13 protein-coding genes and 4 tRNA genes are annotated in these 18,358 nt (G+C 63.6%); 4 read left to right on the top strand and 13 right to left on the bottom strand.

Annotated elements, in window-relative coordinates; genetic code table 11:
- Window positions 1–27: 27 nt before the first annotated feature.
- The 3 genes from serC to IEJ03_RS06730 form a co-directional block, all read right to left on the bottom strand.
- A complete protein-coding gene (serC, locus tag IEJ03_RS06740; protein WP_192036885.1) occupies window positions 28–1,128 on the bottom strand; it encodes a 3-phosphoserine/phosphohydroxythreonine transaminase in 1,101 nt (366 codons plus the stop codon).
- 40 nt (window positions 1,129–1,168) lie between these two features.
- Entirely contained in the window at window positions 1,169–3,898 is a 2,730-nt protein-coding gene (gene gyrA, locus IEJ03_RS06735) for a DNA gyrase subunit A (RefSeq protein ID WP_192036884.1), read from the bottom strand.
- 141 nt (window positions 3,899–4,039) lie between these two features.
- Window positions 4,040–5,176: a GTP-binding protein gene (locus tag IEJ03_RS06730; protein WP_242458072.1), complete on the bottom strand. Its 1,137-nt coding sequence runs from the start codon at window positions 5,174–5,176 to the stop codon at window positions 4,040–4,042.
- 223 nt (window positions 5,177–5,399) lie between these two features.
- Between IEJ03_RS06730 and IEJ03_RS06725 the strand changes: the two genes are divergently transcribed.
- The gene (locus tag IEJ03_RS06725; protein ID WP_192036883.1) at window positions 5,400–6,542 is read left to right on the top strand and encodes a histone deacetylase; all 1,143 of its coding nucleotides are present in this window, start codon (window positions 5,400–5,402) and stop codon (window positions 6,540–6,542) included.
- 124 nt (window positions 6,543–6,666) lie between these two features.
- Here IEJ03_RS06725 and IEJ03_RS06720 read toward each other — a convergent pair whose 3' ends face one another.
- The 10 genes from IEJ03_RS06720 to IEJ03_RS06675 form a co-directional block, all read right to left on the bottom strand.
- Window positions 6,667–8,487, bottom strand: coding sequence for a SurA N-terminal domain-containing protein (locus IEJ03_RS06720; protein WP_192036882.1), 1,821 nt, complete (start codon window positions 8,485–8,487; stop codon window positions 6,667–6,669).
- 174 nt (window positions 8,488–8,661) lie between these two features.
- On the bottom strand, window positions 8,662–8,934 hold the full coding sequence (gene hupB, locus IEJ03_RS06715; RefSeq protein ID WP_092528694.1) for a nucleoid-associated protein HU-beta: 273 nt from the start codon (window positions 8,932–8,934) through the stop codon (window positions 8,662–8,664).
- 175 nt (window positions 8,935–9,109) lie between these two features.
- Entirely contained in the window at window positions 9,110–11,518 is a 2,409-nt protein-coding gene (lon, locus tag IEJ03_RS06710) for an endopeptidase La (RefSeq protein WP_192036881.1), read from the bottom strand.
- Between the two features lie 144 nt (window positions 11,519–11,662).
- A complete protein-coding gene (gene clpX, locus IEJ03_RS06705) occupies window positions 11,663–12,943 on the bottom strand; it encodes an ATP-dependent Clp protease ATP-binding subunit ClpX (RefSeq protein WP_192036880.1) in 1,281 nt (426 codons plus the stop codon).
- 76 nt (window positions 12,944–13,019) lie between these two features.
- Entirely contained in the window at window positions 13,020–13,640 is a 621-nt protein-coding gene (clpP, locus tag IEJ03_RS06700) for an ATP-dependent Clp endopeptidase proteolytic subunit ClpP (RefSeq protein ID WP_192036879.1), read from the bottom strand.
- Between the two features lie 119 nt (window positions 13,641–13,759).
- Window positions 13,760–15,118, bottom strand: a complete 1,359-nt coding sequence (gene tig, locus IEJ03_RS06695; RefSeq protein ID WP_192036878.1) for a trigger factor — start codon at window positions 15,116–15,118, stop codon at window positions 13,760–13,762.
- A gap of 296 nt (window positions 15,119–15,414) precedes the next feature.
- Window positions 15,415–15,489, bottom strand: a tRNA-His gene (locus tag IEJ03_RS06690).
- A gap of 31 nt (window positions 15,490–15,520) precedes the next feature.
- Window positions 15,521–15,595, bottom strand: a tRNA-His gene (locus IEJ03_RS06685).
- A 56-nt stretch (window positions 15,596–15,651) separates the two neighbouring features.
- Window positions 15,652–15,728 (bottom strand) — tRNA-Arg (locus IEJ03_RS06680).
- Between the two features lie 71 nt (window positions 15,729–15,799).
- Window positions 15,800–15,876 (bottom strand) — tRNA-Pro (locus tag IEJ03_RS06675).
- 220 nt (window positions 15,877–16,096) lie between these two features.
- Between IEJ03_RS06675 and folD the strand changes: the two genes are divergently transcribed.
- The 3 genes from folD to mtnN all read left to right on the top strand — a co-directional run bounded on the left by folD (window position 16,097) and on the right by mtnN (window position 18,305).
- A complete protein-coding gene (gene folD, locus IEJ03_RS06670) occupies window positions 16,097–16,963 on the top strand; it encodes a bifunctional methylenetetrahydrofolate dehydrogenase/methenyltetrahydrofolate cyclohydrolase FolD (RefSeq protein ID WP_192036877.1) in 867 nt (288 codons plus the stop codon).
- A gap of 123 nt (window positions 16,964–17,086) precedes the next feature.
- Window positions 17,087–17,554: an S-ribosylhomocysteine lyase gene (locus tag IEJ03_RS06665; protein WP_192036876.1), complete on the top strand. Its 468-nt coding sequence runs from the start codon at window positions 17,087–17,089 to the stop codon at window positions 17,552–17,554.
- Between the two features lie 25 nt (window positions 17,555–17,579).
- The gene (gene mtnN, locus IEJ03_RS06660) at window positions 17,580–18,305 is read left to right on the top strand and encodes a 5'-methylthioadenosine/S-adenosylhomocysteine nucleosidase (RefSeq protein ID WP_192036875.1); all 726 of its coding nucleotides are present in this window, start codon (window positions 17,580–17,582) and stop codon (window positions 18,303–18,305) included.
- The last annotated feature ends 53 nt before the right edge of the window (window positions 18,306–18,358 follow it).

Below are 18,358 nucleotides of genomic sequence, written 5' to 3'. Positions count from 1 at the left end.
GCCCGTGGCAAGCCGCCCGCTGCGATCCTAGCCGCGCCGACGCTCGAAGTCGGCCATGAAGGCCACCAGGGCATCGACCCCGGCCTCGGGCACTGCGTTGTATAGGCTGGCGCGCATGCCCCCCACGCTACGGTGTCCCTTGAGGTTGAGCAGACCCGCCTCCTCGGACTCGGCCAGGAAGGCCTTGTCGAGGCGATCATCGGCCAACACGAAGGGCACGTTCATGCGTGAACGGTTGGCCACCGCGATGGGGTTGGAGTACAGCTCGCTCTGGTCGATGGCAGCATAGAGCTTGGCGGCCTTGCGGTCGTTGAGCGCATTCATCGCGCCAAGCCCGCCGATCTCGTGCTTCAGCCACTGGAACACCAGCCCCGCCAGGTACCAGCTATAGGTGGGCGGCGTGTTGTACATCGAGTTGTTCTCGGCCATGACCCGGTAGTTGAACATGGTCGGCGTGTCCGGGCGGGCCCGCTCCAGCAGATCATCACGCACGATCGCAAGGGTCAGGCCGGCCGGGCCGATGTTCTTCTGGGCGCCGGCATAGATCACGCCGAACCGCGACACATCCAGCGGGCCAGAAAGGATCGACGAGGACATGTCACAGACCACCGGCACTTCGCTGCCGTCGGCCAGACGCCCTTCGGGCACATAGTCGAACTCGAGGCCGCCGATGGTCTCGTTGGCCGTGTAGTGCAGGTAGGCGGCATCGCTCGACAGCGCGATATCGGCCTGGCGCGGCACGGCGACAAGGCCATTGGCCTCGCTGGAGGCCGCCACGTGGGCGCCGACCAGATGGCGCGACTCGGCGATGGCCTTCTTACCCCAGATCCCGGTGTAGAGATAGTTGGGGGTGCCACCCTGGCCCAGCAGGTTATAGGGCAGCATCGCGAACTGCATGGAGGCGCCGCCCTGCAGGAACAGCACCCGATAGTTATCGGGCACCGCCAGCAGCTCACGCAGATCCGCCTCGGCCTGCTCGGCGATGGCGACAAACTCGGGGCTGCGGTGACTCATCTCCATCACCGAGAGGCCGCGCCCCTGGTAATCGAGCAGCTCGTCCCGCGCCCGCTCCAGCACGGCGGTCGGCAGCGCCGCCGGCCCTGCACAAAAATTGAAATGACGTGTCATCAGCGTTGTCTTCCAGAATGATGGTATCGGCCCGCGGCGATCAGTGATCGCCCTGCGGTGCCTCGTCGCCGGCGCCCTCTTGCGGGGCGTCATCCGCGGACGAGTCGGCCTCTGCCTCTAGCGCCTCGGCCTCTAGCGTCTCGCCGCCGGCCTCGTCGTCCTCCGGCTCGTCGATCCGCACCGTCTTGACCAGCGACTCACGCTCGCCCAGGCGGATCAGCATCACGCCCTGGGTGTTGCGCGAGGTGGTGGAGACCTCCTCGACCCGGGTGCGTACCAGGGTGCCCTTGTCGGTGATCAGCATCATCTCGTCGGCAGAGTAGACCTGCATCGCCGCGACCAGATCGCCGTTGCGCTGGCTGGTCTGCATGGCGATGACGCCCTGCCCGCCACGCCCGCGCAGCGGGAACTCCTCGAGCCGGGTGCGCTTGCCGTAGCCCCGCTCGGAGGCAGTCAGGATATAGATCTGGCCGCCGTTCCCGGCTGCCACCTCCGGCTGAACCGCGTCGCTGTCGTCGGCATCGGCCTCGACATCGATCTGCTGGCTCTGCGGGATGATCAGGCTGATCACCTGGGCGCCTTTCTGGAGGCGCATGCCACGCACGCCGCGGGCGGTACGGCCCATGGCGCGGACCTGGGATTCCTCGAAGCGGATCGCCTTGCCGTTGGAGGACAGCAGCATGGCGTGGTCGGAGCCCGAGGTAATGGCGGCGCCGATCAGGCGATCGTCCTCGTCGAGGTCGATGGCGATCAGCCCGACACTACGCGGACGCGAGAACTGATCAAGGCTGGTGCGCTTGACCGTGCCATTCGCGGTGGCGAAGAAGATGAAGCTGTCCGCGCGGTACTCGCGCACCGGCAGCATGGCGCTGACCGCCTCGCCCTCATCCAGCGGTAACAGGTTGACCAGCGGCTTGCCCCGCGAGCCACGGCTGGCATTGGGCATCTCGTAGACCTTGAGCCAGTAGACCTTGCCCTTGTTGGTGAACAGCAGCACGGTATCGTGGGTCGAGGCCACCAGCAGGTGCTCGATGACGTCCTCGTCCTTCATGGCCGTCGCCGACTTGCCGCGACCGCCACGGCGCTGAGCCTGATAGTCGGACAGCGGCTGCGTCTTGGCATAGCCGCTGCGGGAGATGGTCACCACCATGTCCTCTTCGGCGATCAGGTCCTCGATATGCAGGTCCAGGTGGCTGATCTGGATCTCGGTGCGACGCGGATCGCCATACTGATCGCGGATCGCCTCGAGCTCCTCGCGAATCACCTCGAGCAGGCGATCGGCCGAGGCCAGGATCGCGCTCAGCTCGGCGATCTTCTCGAGGATGCCCAGGTACTCGTTGAGCAGCTTCTCGGTCTCGAGACCGGTCAGGCGGTGCAGGCGCAGCTCGAGGATGGCCTGAGCCTGAGCCGGCGAGAGGCGATACTCGCTACCGGCTTCATCGAGACCGAAGCCTTCCTCCAGGTCTTCCGGCTTGCAGGAGGTGGCACCGGCACGCTCCAGCATGCCGGTGACCTGGCCAGGCTGCCAGGCGCGGGCCAGCAGCTTGTCCTTGGCCTCGGCAGCGGACGGCGAGGCCTTGATCAGCTCGATCACCTCGTCGATGTTGGAGATGGCGACCGCCAAGCCCTCGAGGATATGGCCGCGCTCACGGGCCTTGCGCAGTTCAAACAGCGTGCGGCGGGTGACCACTTCGCGACGGTGGCGAATGAAGGCCTCGAGCATCTGCTTGAGGTTCAGCGTCTTGGGCTGGCCGTCAGACAGGGCCACCATGTTGATCCCGAAGACATTCTGCAGCTGTGTCTGGGCGAAGAGGTTGTTGACCACCACCTCGCCGCTCTCACCGCGCTTGACCTCGATCACCACGCGCAGGCCGTCCTTGTCGGACTCGTCACGCAACTCGGCGATGCCGTCGATCTTCTTGTCCTTGACCAGCTCGGCGATCTTCTCGATCAGCCGCGCCTTGTTCACCTGATACGGCAACTCGCTGACGATAATGTGGTCGCGACCGGTCTTGTCATCGTGCTCGATGGTGTGACAAGCCCGCACATAGATGCGCCCACGGCCGGTGCGATAGGCATCGAGGATGCCGGCCTTGCCGTTGATGATGCCCCCGGTGGGGAAATCCGGCGCCGGGATGTACTCCATCAGGTCATCGACCGACAGGGTATGGTCGTCGATCAGCGCCAGGCAGCCGCTGATCACCTCGCTCATGTTGTGCGGGGGGATGTTGGTGGCCATGCCCACGGCGATGCCGGAACTGCCGTTGATCAGCAGGTTGGGCACCTTGGTCGGCAGCACCTCGGGGATGCGCTCGGTGCCGTCATAGTTGTCGACCCAGTCGACGGTGTCCTTCTCAAGGTCGGCCAGTAGCTCGTGGGAGAGCTTGGCCATGCGCACCTCGGTGTAACGCATGGCGGCGGCGTTGTCGCCGTCGATGGAGCCGAAGTTGCCCTGGCCGTCGACCAGCACGTGGCGCATCGAGAAATCCTGCGCCATGCGCACGATGGTGTCATAGACCGCACTGTCACCGTGCGGGTGATACTTACCGATGACGTCACCCACCACACGGGCCGACTTCTTGTACGGCTTGTTCCAGTCGTTGTTCAGCTCGTGCATGGCGTAGAGTACGCGCCGGTGCACCGGCTTGAGGCCATCGCGCACGTCGGGCAGCGCCCGGCCGATGATCACGCTCATGGCGTAATCGAGGTACGATTGCTTGAGTTCGTCCTCGATGTTGACTGGCAGAATCTCTCTGGCGATGTCACCCATGGGTCGTCAAATCCTTTGCACTGCGACTGTTTGGCGCTACGGGAGGCTGGCAGGGCTAGCTTCGTGATAGCAATGCGAAATTGTACCACTCACCGCCCCCTAAAGGCAGCGTCAGACCCCCGACCCGGGCGAGTTTGGCGCCTAGGAATCCTGGTCTCGACAGGCCAGCAGGCAAGACTGGAATGCGCTTGCCTCCGGCAGCCCCTCTGCACCGACATCCATGATCAGCTCGAGGCGGGAATCTCGCCGCCAGCTGGCCCCGGTCAGGGTCACCCGCCCCGAGGCCCGGTTGTAGGTCTTCCAGCCAACGTCAGTCTGCACCACCGCTTTTATCCGCAAGTCAGCGGGCAACGACTCGAGCAGGCGTGCCAGCGCATCCAGGGAGAACAGCTCGCTGGCATGGAAGCGCCACCCCAGGCTGCGATAGCCAAGCGAGTCGCCCTCCTCGCAGACCGGCTCACCCGGCACCGGCTCCCGATAGGCGATTTCCTCCAGCATCACCGGCACCTGCCCGGCATGCATAGCGGAATGGAGAGCGGAATGGAGAGCGGAATGGAGCACAGGACGCGCCGGCGCCACAGCCAAGGCGTCGCCGCCGTGATCGCTCGCGACGCTTGCCTCACTCCCCCGCCCGGGCTCACTCCCCTGCCCACGCATCAGACGCGACACCGGCAGCCGCCCATGCGGCGCCGCCTCGACCCAGCGCTTGGCGGGCCACAGCGCGTCAAGATAGGCCTCGGCTTCGCGACACTGCTGCGCCGTGGCCAGGTCGGTCATGGTCAGGGCCACCCCATCGGCCATCGCCAGCTGATCGCGGAAGGTCTCATGGCCTCGGGCACGCGGATCGTCGAGCCGCCGCGGGTCCAGCAGCGCGATGATATCGCGTACGTCCAGCGCCTCGGCGAAGGCCTCACTGCGCAACAGGTCTAAAAGTCCCGCCGGATGACCGAGCCCCGAGGGCTCGATGATCAGCCGATCGGGACGATGACGATGCAGCAGATTGACCAGCGAGGCCTGCAGCACGAAGGCCAGCTGACAACACAGACAACCGCCGGGCAGTCCCTTGACCACCACATCCTCGCGCTCTTCGAACATGGCCTGATCGATACCGACCTGACCAAACTCGTTGATCACCACCACCCAGCGCTCCTCGCGAGGCTTGTGGGCCAGCAGGTGGCGAATCAGGGTGCTCTTGCCACTGCCAAGAAACCCGGTGATGACATGTACGGGGATCCCCGACAGCGGAGCGGAGGAAAGCGCTTGAGATGACACGGGCACGGGACCTCGATGAAGACGACTTAATAAACGTTACACTATAACAAGAAAGCCTTTCACACGGCACTCCTGCCTCCCCCATATCCGTGCGCGAAGGACGACCCAGTGAACCTGGACAAAACCCGGGTTGAATTGCTTGAGACGCGGGAGAGGACGACACTGGAAGACACAACGCCCCGGCACGCACCCACCAGCCGAGCCGGGCGCTACCCCCACGTGACGGAGAATGCCCGTGATCGGTGACCGCTCAGTGATGGTGATCAGTGACGACCGCATGTTGAACCATCAACCCGATATCCAGGATCCCTTCCTGCCCGGGCGCCTGGATCGCCGGGTCAGGGAAATCCTCAACGGCCTCGCCGTGCAGTGGAAATACCCCGAGCACCCCGGACGACTCAGGGCCATCACCGAACGACTCACAGCCGAGCCGATACCAGGTGTGCGCTTCGAGACCGCCGAGCCTGCGACACGAGAACAACTCGGGCGCGTTCACACCAGCGCCCACCTGAGGGAAATCGAGCGCATGCGTGGCCAGCATGCCTGGCTCGATGTCGACACAACGGCCGTGTCCCCCGGCAGCATAGAAGCCGCCGAGGTCGCTGCCGGCGCCGCCATCGCGGCGGTGGAAGCCGTCTGCAAGGGGCGGGCCCAGAGCGCCTTCGCTCTATGCCGCCCGCCGGGGCATCACGCCGAACCGGCTCGCTCCCGCGGCTTCTGTTTCTACAATAACGTGGCAGTCGCGGCGGCCCATGCCCAGCAGGAACTGGGCATGGAGCGCATACTGATCATCGACTGGGACGCTCATCATGGCAACGGCACCCAGGACATCTTCTGGGCCTCGCCGGACGTCATGTTGTTCGATACGCACCGCGCCGCCCCCTTCTACCCCGGATCGGGCCAGCTGGAGGACGTCGGCGCCGGCCTCGGCGAAGGCACCACCGTGAACGTGCCCCTGCCCGGCGGGGCCGGCGATCAGGCCATGCTGATGGCCTTTCGCGATATCCTGGTCCCGGCCGCGGCCTGGTTCAAACCGGACCTGATCCTCATCTCGGCCGGCTTCGATGCGCACCGCCTCGATCTGTGCCTGAACGTGAGCTATGAGGGATTTGCCGCCCTCACGGAGCTCGTCCAGACGCTGGCCGATCAGCATTGCGAAGGAAGGCTCGCGCTGGTGCTCGAAGGGGGCTATCACCTGGAGTCCCTGTCTCAGGGCGTCCACACCGTGCTGCAGATCCTGGCCGGTGGCGAGGCCCCCACCCCCGAGGAAATCGGCCTCGCCGAGGTCGCAGCCGCCAGCGAATTTCATGCGACGGCATTCACGCCGGATGAACCAGCAGGCGCCCCGGATGCACCATCGAGCGATGCCTGACCGCCAAGCGACATTCCGGAACAAGAAACCATCCCCTACCACCCAGCACAAAAAAACGCGACCCTGGTGGGTCGCGTTTATCTCCCGCGTGTCGGGGCCAGGCGATCTCGCCCGACAACGAGCGCTAGAAGCGCTCGATCTCGGCGTCGCTGCGCAGCTGTTCGCGCAAGCCGCTCACCGCGGACTGGGCCCGCAGGCGCTCGACCAGTTGCGCTACCTGGGAGCCGGCGGCATCGGTCACGTCGCCCGCCTGGACATCCAGCAGTGTGACCAGGGCCACGCCATTCTGGGTCGCGGTCTGGCCATACACCGGGACTTCGCCCTCGGGGTGCGGCAACCGGAAGGCCAGCGCATTGACCGCTGCCGGGGCCTCGCCCCCGCTCTGACGCGTCGCAGACTCGACCCGCTGCCAGTCATCGGCCGTTGCCGTGCCATCACGCAGGGCGGCCACGCGAGTCTCGGCAAGCGTCACCAGCGCCTCCTGTACCTTGCGCTGACGGACCGCCTCGCTCACCCGCTCGCGAACCTCGTCCAGCGCCAGGGTGGTCGACGGGCGGTGCTCGCGCACCCGCAGCACCAGTCGGCGATCCTCGTCGAGCTCGAGGACCTCGCTGTTGAAGCCTTCCTCAAGCACGTCAGCACTGAAAGCGGCGTCCATCACCCCGGGCTCGGCAAGCTCGCCCGTGGCGCCGTTGGCGGACACCCAATCGCTGGTCTTGAGCTCGACACCGATATCCTCGGCGATGCTCGCCAGGTCATCGGCAGCGAAGCTCTCATCGATCAACTGCTGCGCCCGCTGATTGAAGATATCATCCACGCCGGCCAGCGCCGCCTGCTGGCGAAGCTCATCACGCAGCTCCTCGAAGGCCGGGATCTCGATCTCGGTGACCTCGACCAGGTGCAGGCCATTGTCGGTTTCGACGATCTCGGAGACCTGCCCCTCGTCGAGGGAGAAGGCCGCGTCCTCGAAGGCTTCCCCGAAGAAGCCCCGGCTGATCACCCCCAGGTCACCGCCGCTGCCGCTGGTCGAGCCATCCTCGGAGACCTCTGCCGCCAGGGCAGCAAACGACTCGCCGCCTGCCAGCCGCTCGCGCACATCCTCGAGGCGCGCCACGGCGTCCTCGCGGGTGCGCTGATCACCGAAGGTGACCATGATATGCGAGACACGACGCTCGGCATCGCTGGCGCGCTGCTCGTAAAGGTCGCGCAGATCGGCCTCGTCGACCTCCACCTCGTCGGCGAGCTCGCGACGGTCGAGCACCAGATAGGCCAGCTTCACCTGCTCCGGACGCCGATAATTGTCGCGATGCTCCTGATAGTAGGTGTTCAGATCCGCCTCGCTGACCTCGGGCATCGCCTCGAGATCGGAGGCCTCGAGCAGCCGATAGCGATAGCGGCGCGTCTGATTCTGCAGCGCCGCCAGTCGCTGCTGTTCGTCGTCCAGCATGAACTCGCCGGCAGAGAGCCCCTGCTGCAGCTGCTGGCGCTGCATGTCATCCCGCAGCTGGGCACGGAAGGCCAGCGGCGTGTAACCGGCGCTGGCCAGGCGGTTCTTGAACAGCTCGCTCGAGAAGCGACCGTTCTGATCCTGGAACTCGGGCAGCGACACGATCAGCTCGTCGAGCTGATTGTCGGAGAGATGCAGCCCCCCCTCTTCGACGTATTGATCCAGCAAGGCCGTGCTGATCAACTGATCCAGCACCTCGCCACGCAGCTGGCGCTCCTGCTCCGGCGGCACCTGGCCGCTGCGGATCGCCCGCTGCACCTGCAGTTCGACCTGTTGGCGGGTGATGGACTGCCCGTTGACGGTGGCGACATCATCCCCACCGGATGACAACAGGCCGATCAGGGAGTCGACCCCGAACAGGGCCATGGTCGCGATCACCGCGCCGATGATGATCTTGGCGCCCCAGCTGGTGGAGCGGTCCCGAATACGTTGCAGCATTACTGGCCTCGGCTGGAGATTGGCAGAGAAAAAACGATGTATTATATGCGCCCGATGCGGGCCGGGAGCAACCGCTCATCAGGCAAACCCGGACTGACGCCCAATAAAAAGGCGCACCGCTAAGCGATGCGCCAGATCAGAGGACCGTCGGTCCACCAGGCTGAGCCAGGCGTCTCAGTTGACGGAATCCTTGAGCGCCTTGCCGGCCTTGAAGCTGGGCACCTTGGCGGCGCTGATTTCGATCGGCTGACCGGTCTGCGGGTTACGGCCGGTGCGCGCGGCACGCTCCTTGATGGAGAAGGTGCCAAACCCTACCAGTGAGACGGAATCACCCTGCTTCAGGCTTTCAGTAACGCTATCGACCATAGCGTCGAGCGCACGGCTGGCAGCCGCCTTGGGAATGTCGGCAGACGCGGCAATGGCTTCGATCAGCTCGGATTTGTTCACACTTCACCCCTTGACTGTTTCAGAAATTACTGGAAATCGGCGCTATCTTGAGGCGACTTTCTCGATCACAGCAAAGCGTAATTTATAGCAATGCCACATAAGATCGTCAAGCAACTATTGGCCCCAAGCCCCACCATGCCGAGGTTTTTGCCTTGGCATGGTGGTAAAATTCCTCTTAGTGAGTACTGATCATCGTCTGGGATGAGGCCGAGTCATCCTTGCGATTTTCATCAGATTCAAGAGTGGACTTTTCGGCGAGAGCAACCTCGAGCACCTCATCAATCCAGCGCACAGGACGAATGTCCAATGCTTCCTTGATATTGTCCGGCACCTCTTTGAGGTCGCGCCGATTTTCCTCTGGAATAAGCACCGTCTTTATACCACCGCGCCTGGCGGCCAGCAATTTCTCCTTGAGCCCGCCGATCGGCATCACTTCGCCGCGCAGGTTGACCTCGCCGGTCATCGCCACCTCGCAGCGCACCGGGCGATGGGTAAAGGCGGAGACCATGGCCGTGACCATGGCAATGCCGGCACTGGGACCATCCTTCGGGGTGGCGCCCTCGGGGACGTGGATATGCAGGTCTTCCTTCTCGAAGCGCTCGGGGTCGATGCCCAGCGCCTCGGCACGCGCCCGCACCACGGTCTGGGCGGCGCTCACCGACTCCTTCATCACATCCCCGAGCGAACCGGTCTTGTTGATCCGCCCCTTGCCCGGCGTCAGCACCGACTCGATGGTCAAAAGCTCACCGCCCACCGACGTCCAGGCAAGCCCGGTGACGCGCCCGACCTGATCTTCCTGATCCGCCAGCCCATAGCTGTAACGACGCACGCCAGCGTGACGCTCGATCTCCTCGGCGCCGAGGCGCTGAGGTGCCTGAGCACCCTCCTTGCCCTGGGCCTCGATGCGTTCGCGCAATACCTTGCGGCAGACCTTCGCGACCTGGCGCTCCAGCTCACGCACCCCCGCCTCGCGAGTGTAGTAGCGGATCAGCTCGAGCACGGCGTCATCGTCGAAGGTCAGCTCGTCGTCCTTGAGGCCATTGGCCTTGAGCTGCTTGGGGATCAGGTAGCGCTTGGCAATCGCCAGCTTCTCGTCTTCGGTGTAGCCCGGCAGACGAATGATCTCCATCCGATCCATCAACGGACCGGGGATGTTCATCGAGTTGGCCGTACAGATGAACATGGTCTCGGACAGATCGTAATCAAGCTCGAGATAGTGATCGCTGAACTTGTCGTTCTGTTCCGGGTCCAGCACCTCGAGCAGCGCAGAGGACGGATCGCCGCGATGATCCATGCCGATCTTGTCGACCTCATCGAGCAGGAACAGCGGGTTCTTGACCCCGGCCTTGCTCATGCGCTGCACCACCTTGCCGGGCAGCGAACCGATATAGGTGCGGCGATGCCCCCGGATCTCGGACTCGTCGCGCACCCCGCCAAGCGCCAGGCGCACGTACTTGCGGTTGGTCGCCCGGGCGATCGACTGCCCAAGCGAGGTCTTGCCCACCCCGGGCGGGCCGACCAGGCACAGCACCGGGCCCTTGAGCTTCTTGACCCGTTTCTGAACAGCCAGATATTCGAGGATGCGCTCCTTGACCTCCTCGAGACCGTAATGATCCTCGTCGAGGACCTTCTGGGCCCGCAGCAGGTCGTGCTTGACCCGGGTGCGCTTCTTCCAGGGCACCGCGATCAGCCAGTCGAGGTAAGAACGCACGACCGTCGCCTCGGCAGAGGTCGGCGCCATCATCTTCAGCTTGCTGAGCTCCTGAGTGGCCTTCTCCCGGGCCTCCTCGGGCATGCCGGATTCTTCGATCGCCTGCTCGTACTTCTCGGCCTCATTGGGCACATTGTCGAGCTCGCCCATCTCTTTCTGGATGGCCTTCATCTGCTCGTTGAGATAGTACTCGCGCTGCGACTTCTCCATCTGGTCCTTGACCCGCGACCGGATGCGCTTCTCGACCTGCAGCAGATCGATCTCGGATTCGATCAGCGCCATCAGGTGTTCGATACGATCGCGCACCCGATCCATCTCGAGCAGCTGCTGCTTGTCGCCGATCTTCAGCGACAGGTGGGCGCAGATGGTATCCACCAGGCGACTGGGGTCCTCGATCCCGGACAGGGAGTTGAGCACCTCATTGGGGACCTTCTTGGACAGCTTGACGTACTGCTCGAACTGGTTGAGCAGCACGCGCACCAGCGACTCCTGCTCCCGCTCGGTGAGCGGCTCACTCTCGCGCAGGATCACCTCGGCGCGGCTGTAGCCCTCGTCGACCACGGCAATGTCGCCGACATCGGCCCGGGCGGCGCCCTCGATCAACACCTTGACGGTGCCATCGGGCAGCTTCAGCAGCTGCATGATCTCGGCCACGGTGCCGACCGAGAACAGATCGCTGGTATCGGGCTCGTCCTGGCCGGCCTCACGCTGGGCGACCAGCAAGATGCGCTTGTCGGCGGCCATGGCTGCCTCGAGCGCCTGAATGGACTTTTCTCGCCCCACGAACAGCGGAATCACCATCTGCGGGTAAACCACCACATCGCGAAGCGGCAATAGGGGCAGACTCTGGGTCTGTTCGGCGTTCTGCTGCATCGCAGACGTTCCTCAATGCTCGAATGATTAAACAGGTGATGGGGGCAGCGGAGGCGCTTTGCAAGGATCGCCACGGCCTGCCGGGGCCTGGAGCACGAAAAAAAGGGGCCGCATCTGCGGCCCCTGCTCCGGAGGGGAGCGGCCTTAGCCGTCCTTGCCCGCCACCTTGCTGTCTTCCTGCTGGGAGTAGATCAGCAGCGGCTCGCTTTCCCCGCGAATCACGGAGTCGTCAATCACCACCTTGGTGACACCCTCAAGCGACGGAATCTCGTACATGGTATCGAGCAGCACCGCCTCGAGGATCGAGCGCAGGCCGCGCGCTCCGGTCTTGCGAGCCATGGCCTTGTCGGCGACGGCGCGCAGCGCCTCCTCACGGAAGTCGAGCTCCACCCCTTCCATCTCGAACAGCTTGGCATACTGCTTGACCAGCGAGTTCTTGGGCTCGGTGAGGATCTGGATCAGCGCATCCTCGGTGAGCTCGGTGAGGGTCGCGATCACCGGCAGGCGGCCGACGAACTCGGGGATCAGGCCGAACTTGACCAGATCATCCGGCTCGACGTCGAGCAGCACGTCACCGACGCCCTTGCTCTCGTCCTTGCTCTTGACCTCGGCATTGAAGCCGATGCCACCCTTCTCGGCGCGCTCCCGGATCACCTTGTCCAGACCGGCGAAGGCACCGCCGACGATGAACAGGATGTTGCCGGTATCGACCTGCAGGAACTCCTGCTGCGGGTGCTTGCGACCGCCCTGCGGCGGCACCGAGGCGGTGGTGCCCTCGATCAGCTTGAGCAGCGCCTGCTGCACGCCCTCGCCCGAGACATCGCGGGTGATCGAGGGGTTGTCCGACTTGCGCGAGATCTTGTCGATCTCGTCGATGTAGACGATGCCCTTCTGGGCCTTGTCGACATCATAGTCGCACTTCTGCAGCAGCTTCTGGATGATGTTCTCGACATCCTCGCCGACATAGCCCGCCTCGGTGAGGGTGGTGGCATCGGCGATGGTGAAGGGAACATTGAGCAGGCGCGCCAGCGTCTCGGCCAACAGCGTCTTACCGCTACCGGTCGGGCCGATCAGGAGGATGTTGGACTTGCCAAGCTCCACCTCGTCGCTTTTGACCTCGGCACGCAGACGCTTGTAATGATTGTAGACCGCCACCGACAGCACCATCTTGGCGCGGTCCTGACCGATCACATAATCATCGAGGGTGTGACGAATCTCCCGCGGTGCCGGCAGACGATCCTCATCGCTTTCGGCATCGGCCTCGAGCACCTCCTCGCGGATGATGTCGTTGCACAGGTCGACGCACTCATCGCAGATATAGACGGACGGGCCGGCGATCAGCTTGCGAACTTCGTTCTGGTTCTTGCCACAAAACGAGCAGTACAGCAGCTTGCCGCTCTCGTCCTTACCTTTGCCGTCGGCCATTTGCGTACCTCTCTACGGACGGCGACCTGTCGGCCGCCGGAGTTGCATATCGTGGCTGGGGATGATTTCCACGCTATCAGGATGCCGGGCGTTTCTCCAGCATGGCATCGATGAGACCGTATTCCGCGGCCTGCGCACCGTTCATGAAGTTATCACGATCGGTGTCCTTGGCGATGGTCTCGAAATCCTGACCAGTGTGGTCGGCCAGGATCTGGTTCAGGCGCTGGCGGATACTGAGAATCTCCTTGGTATGGATCTCGATATCCGAGGCCTGGCCCTGATAGCCACCGAGGGGCTGGTGGATCATCATGCGCGAGTTCGGCAGGCAATAGCGCTTGCCCGCGGCACCACCGGCCAGCAGCAGCGCACCCATGCTCGCCGCCTGACCGATGCAGACGGTGGAGACATCCGGCTTGATGAACTGCATGGTGTCGTAGATCGACATGCCAGCAGTGACCGACCCGCCCGGCGAGTTGATGTACAGATGGATGTCCTTGTCCGGGTTCTCGGACTCCAGGAACAGCAGCTGTGCCACCACCAGGTTGGCCATGTAGTCTTCCACCGGTCCCACCAGGAAGATCACACGCTCCTTGAGCAGGCGCGAGTAGATGTCGTAGGAGCGCTCACCGCGTGCGCTCTGCTCGACCACCATCGGCACCAGGCCGCCAGCGTTTTGAATATCGAACTCGTTGCCCATAGTGTGACGTCCTTAATCCGATGACTGGATGATGCCCCCGCAGGCGCGGGGGCATGGAGACAGTAAAGCATGATCGGCAGCTCAGCCGAAGCCGGGCTGCCAACGCCTGCTGTCGACGATCACGCCTTGGCGTCATCCTCTTCTTCGCTGGTCGCTTCCTCATCGGCTTCGGCCTGCTGCTGGGCCGCCTGCAGCGCCTCCTCGTAGGACATCTCGACGTCCTTCACGGTGGCCTGCTCGAGCAGCACCGCGACGGCCTTCTCCTCGAGGATCGACGACTTCAGCTGATTCTTGAGCTGGTCGTTGCTCATGTAGTAATCGATCACCTGCTGCGGATCCTGATACTGCTGAGACAGCTCTTCGACCTTGGCCTTGATCTCGTCATCGGAGGCGTCGGCCTCATGGACCTTGATCACCTCGGCCAGCAGCAGACCGACCTGGACGCGGCTCTTGGCCTGCTCGGCGAACAGCTCGTTGGGCAGCTGGGAGACGTCGAAGTCCTCACCCAGACCGAACTGCTGCGCAGCCTGACGCTTGAGGGCGTCGGTTTCCTGCTGAACCAGGGCCTGCGGCGCCGGAATGTCGTTAGCCTTCTTCAGCGCGTCCAGCACCTGCTGCTTGACGCGGTTGTCGACGGCCTGACCGGCTTCACGGGTCATGTTCTTCTTGATCTCGGCATGGAAGGTATCGACATCACCACCTTCAACACCAAACTGCTGGATGAAGGCCTCATCGATCGCCGGCAGCTCCTGGGCGCTGATCTTGTGGACCTTGACCTTGAAGGTCGCATCCTGACCGGCCAGGTTCTCGGCCTGGTAGTCTTCCGGGAAGGTCACCTTGATCTCGGTCTCATCACCGGCCTTGACGCCAACCAACTGCTCTTCGAAGCCCGGGATGAAGCTGCCGGAACCGATCACCAGATCATGGTTCTCGGCGCTGCCGCCTTCGAACGGCTCGTCGCCCAGGAAGCCCTGGAAGTCGAGGGTGACCTGATCGCCGTCTTCGGCGGCACGCTCGACTTCGGCCCAGCTAGCGTTCTGCTTGCGCAGGGTCTCGATCATCTGCTCGACGTCGGCGTCGGTCACTTCGACCACCGGACGCTCGACTTCGGTGCCTTCGATGCTCGCCAGCTCGACTTCCGGATAGATTTCCAGGGTAGCCACAAACTCGAGATCCTGACCGCTTTCGTTCACGGTCGGCTCGATCTGCGGGTAGCCCGCCGGGTTGAGGTTTTCCTGCGTGATGGCCTGAACGTAACGTTCACGCATCACCTCGCCCACCACTTCATTACGCGCATCCTTCCCGTAACGCTGACGGACCACGGCCATGGGCACCTTGCCCGGGCGGAAGCCGTTCAGGCGAGCATTCTTGGCGGTGTCCTTGAGGCGAGCCTCGACGGCCTGATCGATCTCGGCCGCCGGTACCTGAACCTTGACGCGACGTTCGATCTGGGAGGTCGTTTCGACGGAAACTTGCATGAATAGTCCTCTACCACTGGGGCGTTCGAAAAAGCGTTGAATGGTCAAAGGGGATCAATTCTAAGAACCCCGATGCACGCTGGCAAGCGCGATTGCCATGACTATGGGGGCGTCGCACCTGGTTACAAGGGGCCTGAAGCAAAAACCTTAGATAGCTGGCATACAGCGTCGAGAAGACAACGCCGGGAAGGCCAGACCACAGACACAAGGAACGGACACGACAAAGGGACTCGAGACCATGGGTCGCGAATCGTAGAATCAAGATGCATTTGGAGATAAATAGAAGGGAAAGGTAATGGGGTGGATGATGGGGATCGAACCCACGACCACCGGAGCCACAATCCGGGGCTCTACCACTGAGCTACATCCACCACTACCTAAACAAGCTACAAGAACACGACATGGGGTGGATGATGGGGATCGAACCCACGACCACCGGAGCCACAATCCGGGGCTCTACCACTGAGCTACATCCACCATATCGTCTTACTTATACGGAACTCGCCATGCTGCCGACCACCTACACATACCAGTGGCGCGCCCAGCAGGACTCGAACCTGCAACCTACGGCTTAGAAGGCCGTTGCTCTATCCGGTTGAGCTATGGGCGCATTCTACGGCCTCTAGGCTCTTGCCTGCAACCCTTTTATTAACTTTTCTTCTGAAAAATCAAAAGGTTGCGTGGTCGGGATGGAGGGATTCGAACCCCCGACATCCTGCTCCCAAAGCAGGCGCGCTACCAGACTGCGCTACATCCCGCCGGCATTCGGCACGGCCTTGAAGCGAGAACGTCGCCCGCCTCAATGCGCAGCGTATTCTACGCATCTTTGCCCACTGGTCAAGCCCTTAGCACCTCCTCTGCGCATAACGGCGCTTTGACTCCCGGCCCGCTCATGCGAAAATTGCCGCACTTCAACTTTTGTCGCCCGCGGCAGGCTCGCCTTTCCGAGCCGCCGCCCTAGCTTCCAGGGAAATGCCGATGACCGCCCAACTGATCGATGGCAAGGCCATTGCCGCTCATGTTCGCCAACAGGTTGCCCGCCAGGTGACGGCCCGCCAGGATGCCGGTGCTCGCGCGCCCGGCCTGGCCGTGGTGCTGGTCGGCGAGGATCCGGCCTCCGAGGTCTATGTGCGCAACAAGCATCGCGCCTGCGAGGAAGCAGGCATCGTGTCCTTCCGCCATCAACTGCCCGCGGAGACCCGCCAGGCCGAACTGGAGGCCCTGGTCGACGAGCTGAACGCCGACGATAGGGTGGACGGCATCCTGGTACAGCTGCCGCTGCCCGACCATCTCGATCCGCGCCCGATCCTCGAGCGCATCCATCCGGACAAGGATGTCGACGGCTTTCACCCCTACAACCTCGGCCGCCTGGCACAGCGCCTGCCGCTACTGCGCCCTTGCACCCCCAAGGGGGTGATGACCCTGCTGCAGGAATCCGGCCTCGATGTGCGCGGCCTGGATGCCACCATCGTCGGCGCCTCCAATATCGTCGGCCGCCCCATGGCCCTGGAACTGATGCTGGCCGGTTGCACCACCACCGTCTGTCATCGCTTCACCAAGGATCTGGAGGCCCAGGTGCGTCGCGCCGACCTGCTGGTCGTGGCCGTCGGCAAGCCGGGGCTGGTCAAGGGAGAGTGGGTCAAGGAAGGCGCCATCGTCATCGACGTGGGCATCAACCGCAACGACGACGGCAAGCTGATCGGGGACGTGGAGTTCACCCCGGCCGCCGAGCGCGCCAGTCATATCACCCCGGTCCCGGGCGGCGTGGGTCCGATGACGGTCGCCTCGCTTCTGGAGAACACCCTCTACGCCGCGGAACTTCACGCGCCGATGCCGGCCGAATAGGCCAACGGCCGCAAGCCACCATGCGCCAGTCGGCGCATTGGGGTAGAATCCCCGCCATTCTTTTTCCAGGCGCCGAGTGATCCGGGCGCCTTTTACATTCCATCTTTCACGAGGTCAGGTGCCATGAGCGACCAGAAGATGAACGTCGAAAGCTTCAATCTCGACCACACCAAGGTCAAGGCGCCCTACGTCCGCCTGGCCGGCGTCACCATCGGCCAGCACGGCGACGAGATCACCAAGTACGACATGCGCATCTGTCAGCCGAATCAGGACCACATGGACATGCCGGGACTGCACTCTCTCGAGCACCTGATGGCCGAGATGTCCCGCAACCACACCGACAAGGTCGTCGACATCAGCCCCATGGGCTGCCAGACCGGTTTCTACTGGGCGATGATCAACCACGACGACTACGACGGTATCCTGACACTGATCGAGAAGACCCTCGAGGACGTGCTCGAAGCCGAGGAAGTGCCGGCCTGCAACGAACTGCAGTGCGGCTGGGCGGCCAGCCACAGCCTCGAAGGCGCCAAGGACATCGCCCGCGGTTTCCTGGCCAAGCGTGACGAATGGCAGCAGATCTTTGCCTGAACCGATGACCAAGGCGACAGACGCAATGAACAGGATTGGCATCATCGGCGCCATGGCCGAAGAGGTGGCCCTGCTGGCCTCTCGCCTGGAGGATCGCCGTACCCGCGAGCATGTGGGCTGCACCTTTCACACCGGCCGACTGCAGGGCACCGAGGTCGTCATCCTCCAGTCCGGCATCGGCAAGGTGAATGCCGCGGTCGGCACCACCCTGCTGCTCGACATGTACCAGCCCGAGCTGGTCATCAACACCGGCTCGGCCGGCGGCTTCGGCGACGATCTCGCCGTGGGTGACGTGGTGATCTCCTCGGAGGTCCGCCATCACGATGTGGATGCCGTGGTCTTCGGCTACGAACACGGCCAGGTGCCCCAGATGCCGGCCGCCTACCTGCCCGACGACCGGCTGGTCGAGGTCGCCAGGCAGTGCATCGAATCCCTGGGCGAACTGCGGGTCGTCGAGGGCCTGATCGCCACCGGCGACATCTTCATGGCCTGCCCGGAGGCGGTATCGCGCACCCGCGATCGCTTCCCGACCATGCTCGCCGCCGAGATGGAAGCCGCGGCCATCGCCCAGACCTGCCATCTCTATGGCTGCCCCTTCGTGGTCATTCGCGCCCTGTCGGATATCGCGGGCCAGGAGTCCAACCTGTCCTTCAAGGCCTTCATCGACCAGGCCGCCCGGCATTCGGCGCAGATGGTCGAGGCCATGGTGGCCCGCCTGGGCACGCCGGAGCACACCACGGCAGACGCCTGACGGCTCGCCCTCGGTCGACAGACCTCTTCACGGAAGGCGCCGACTCGGCGCCT

This window comes from Halomonas sp. YLGW01 (genome assembly GCF_014840935.1).
Classification (GTDB): domain Bacteria; phylum Pseudomonadota; class Gammaproteobacteria; order Pseudomonadales; family Halomonadaceae; genus Onishia.
Note: the sequence above shows the minus strand (reverse complement) of the source record. Positions and strands in the feature narration are given on the sequence as shown.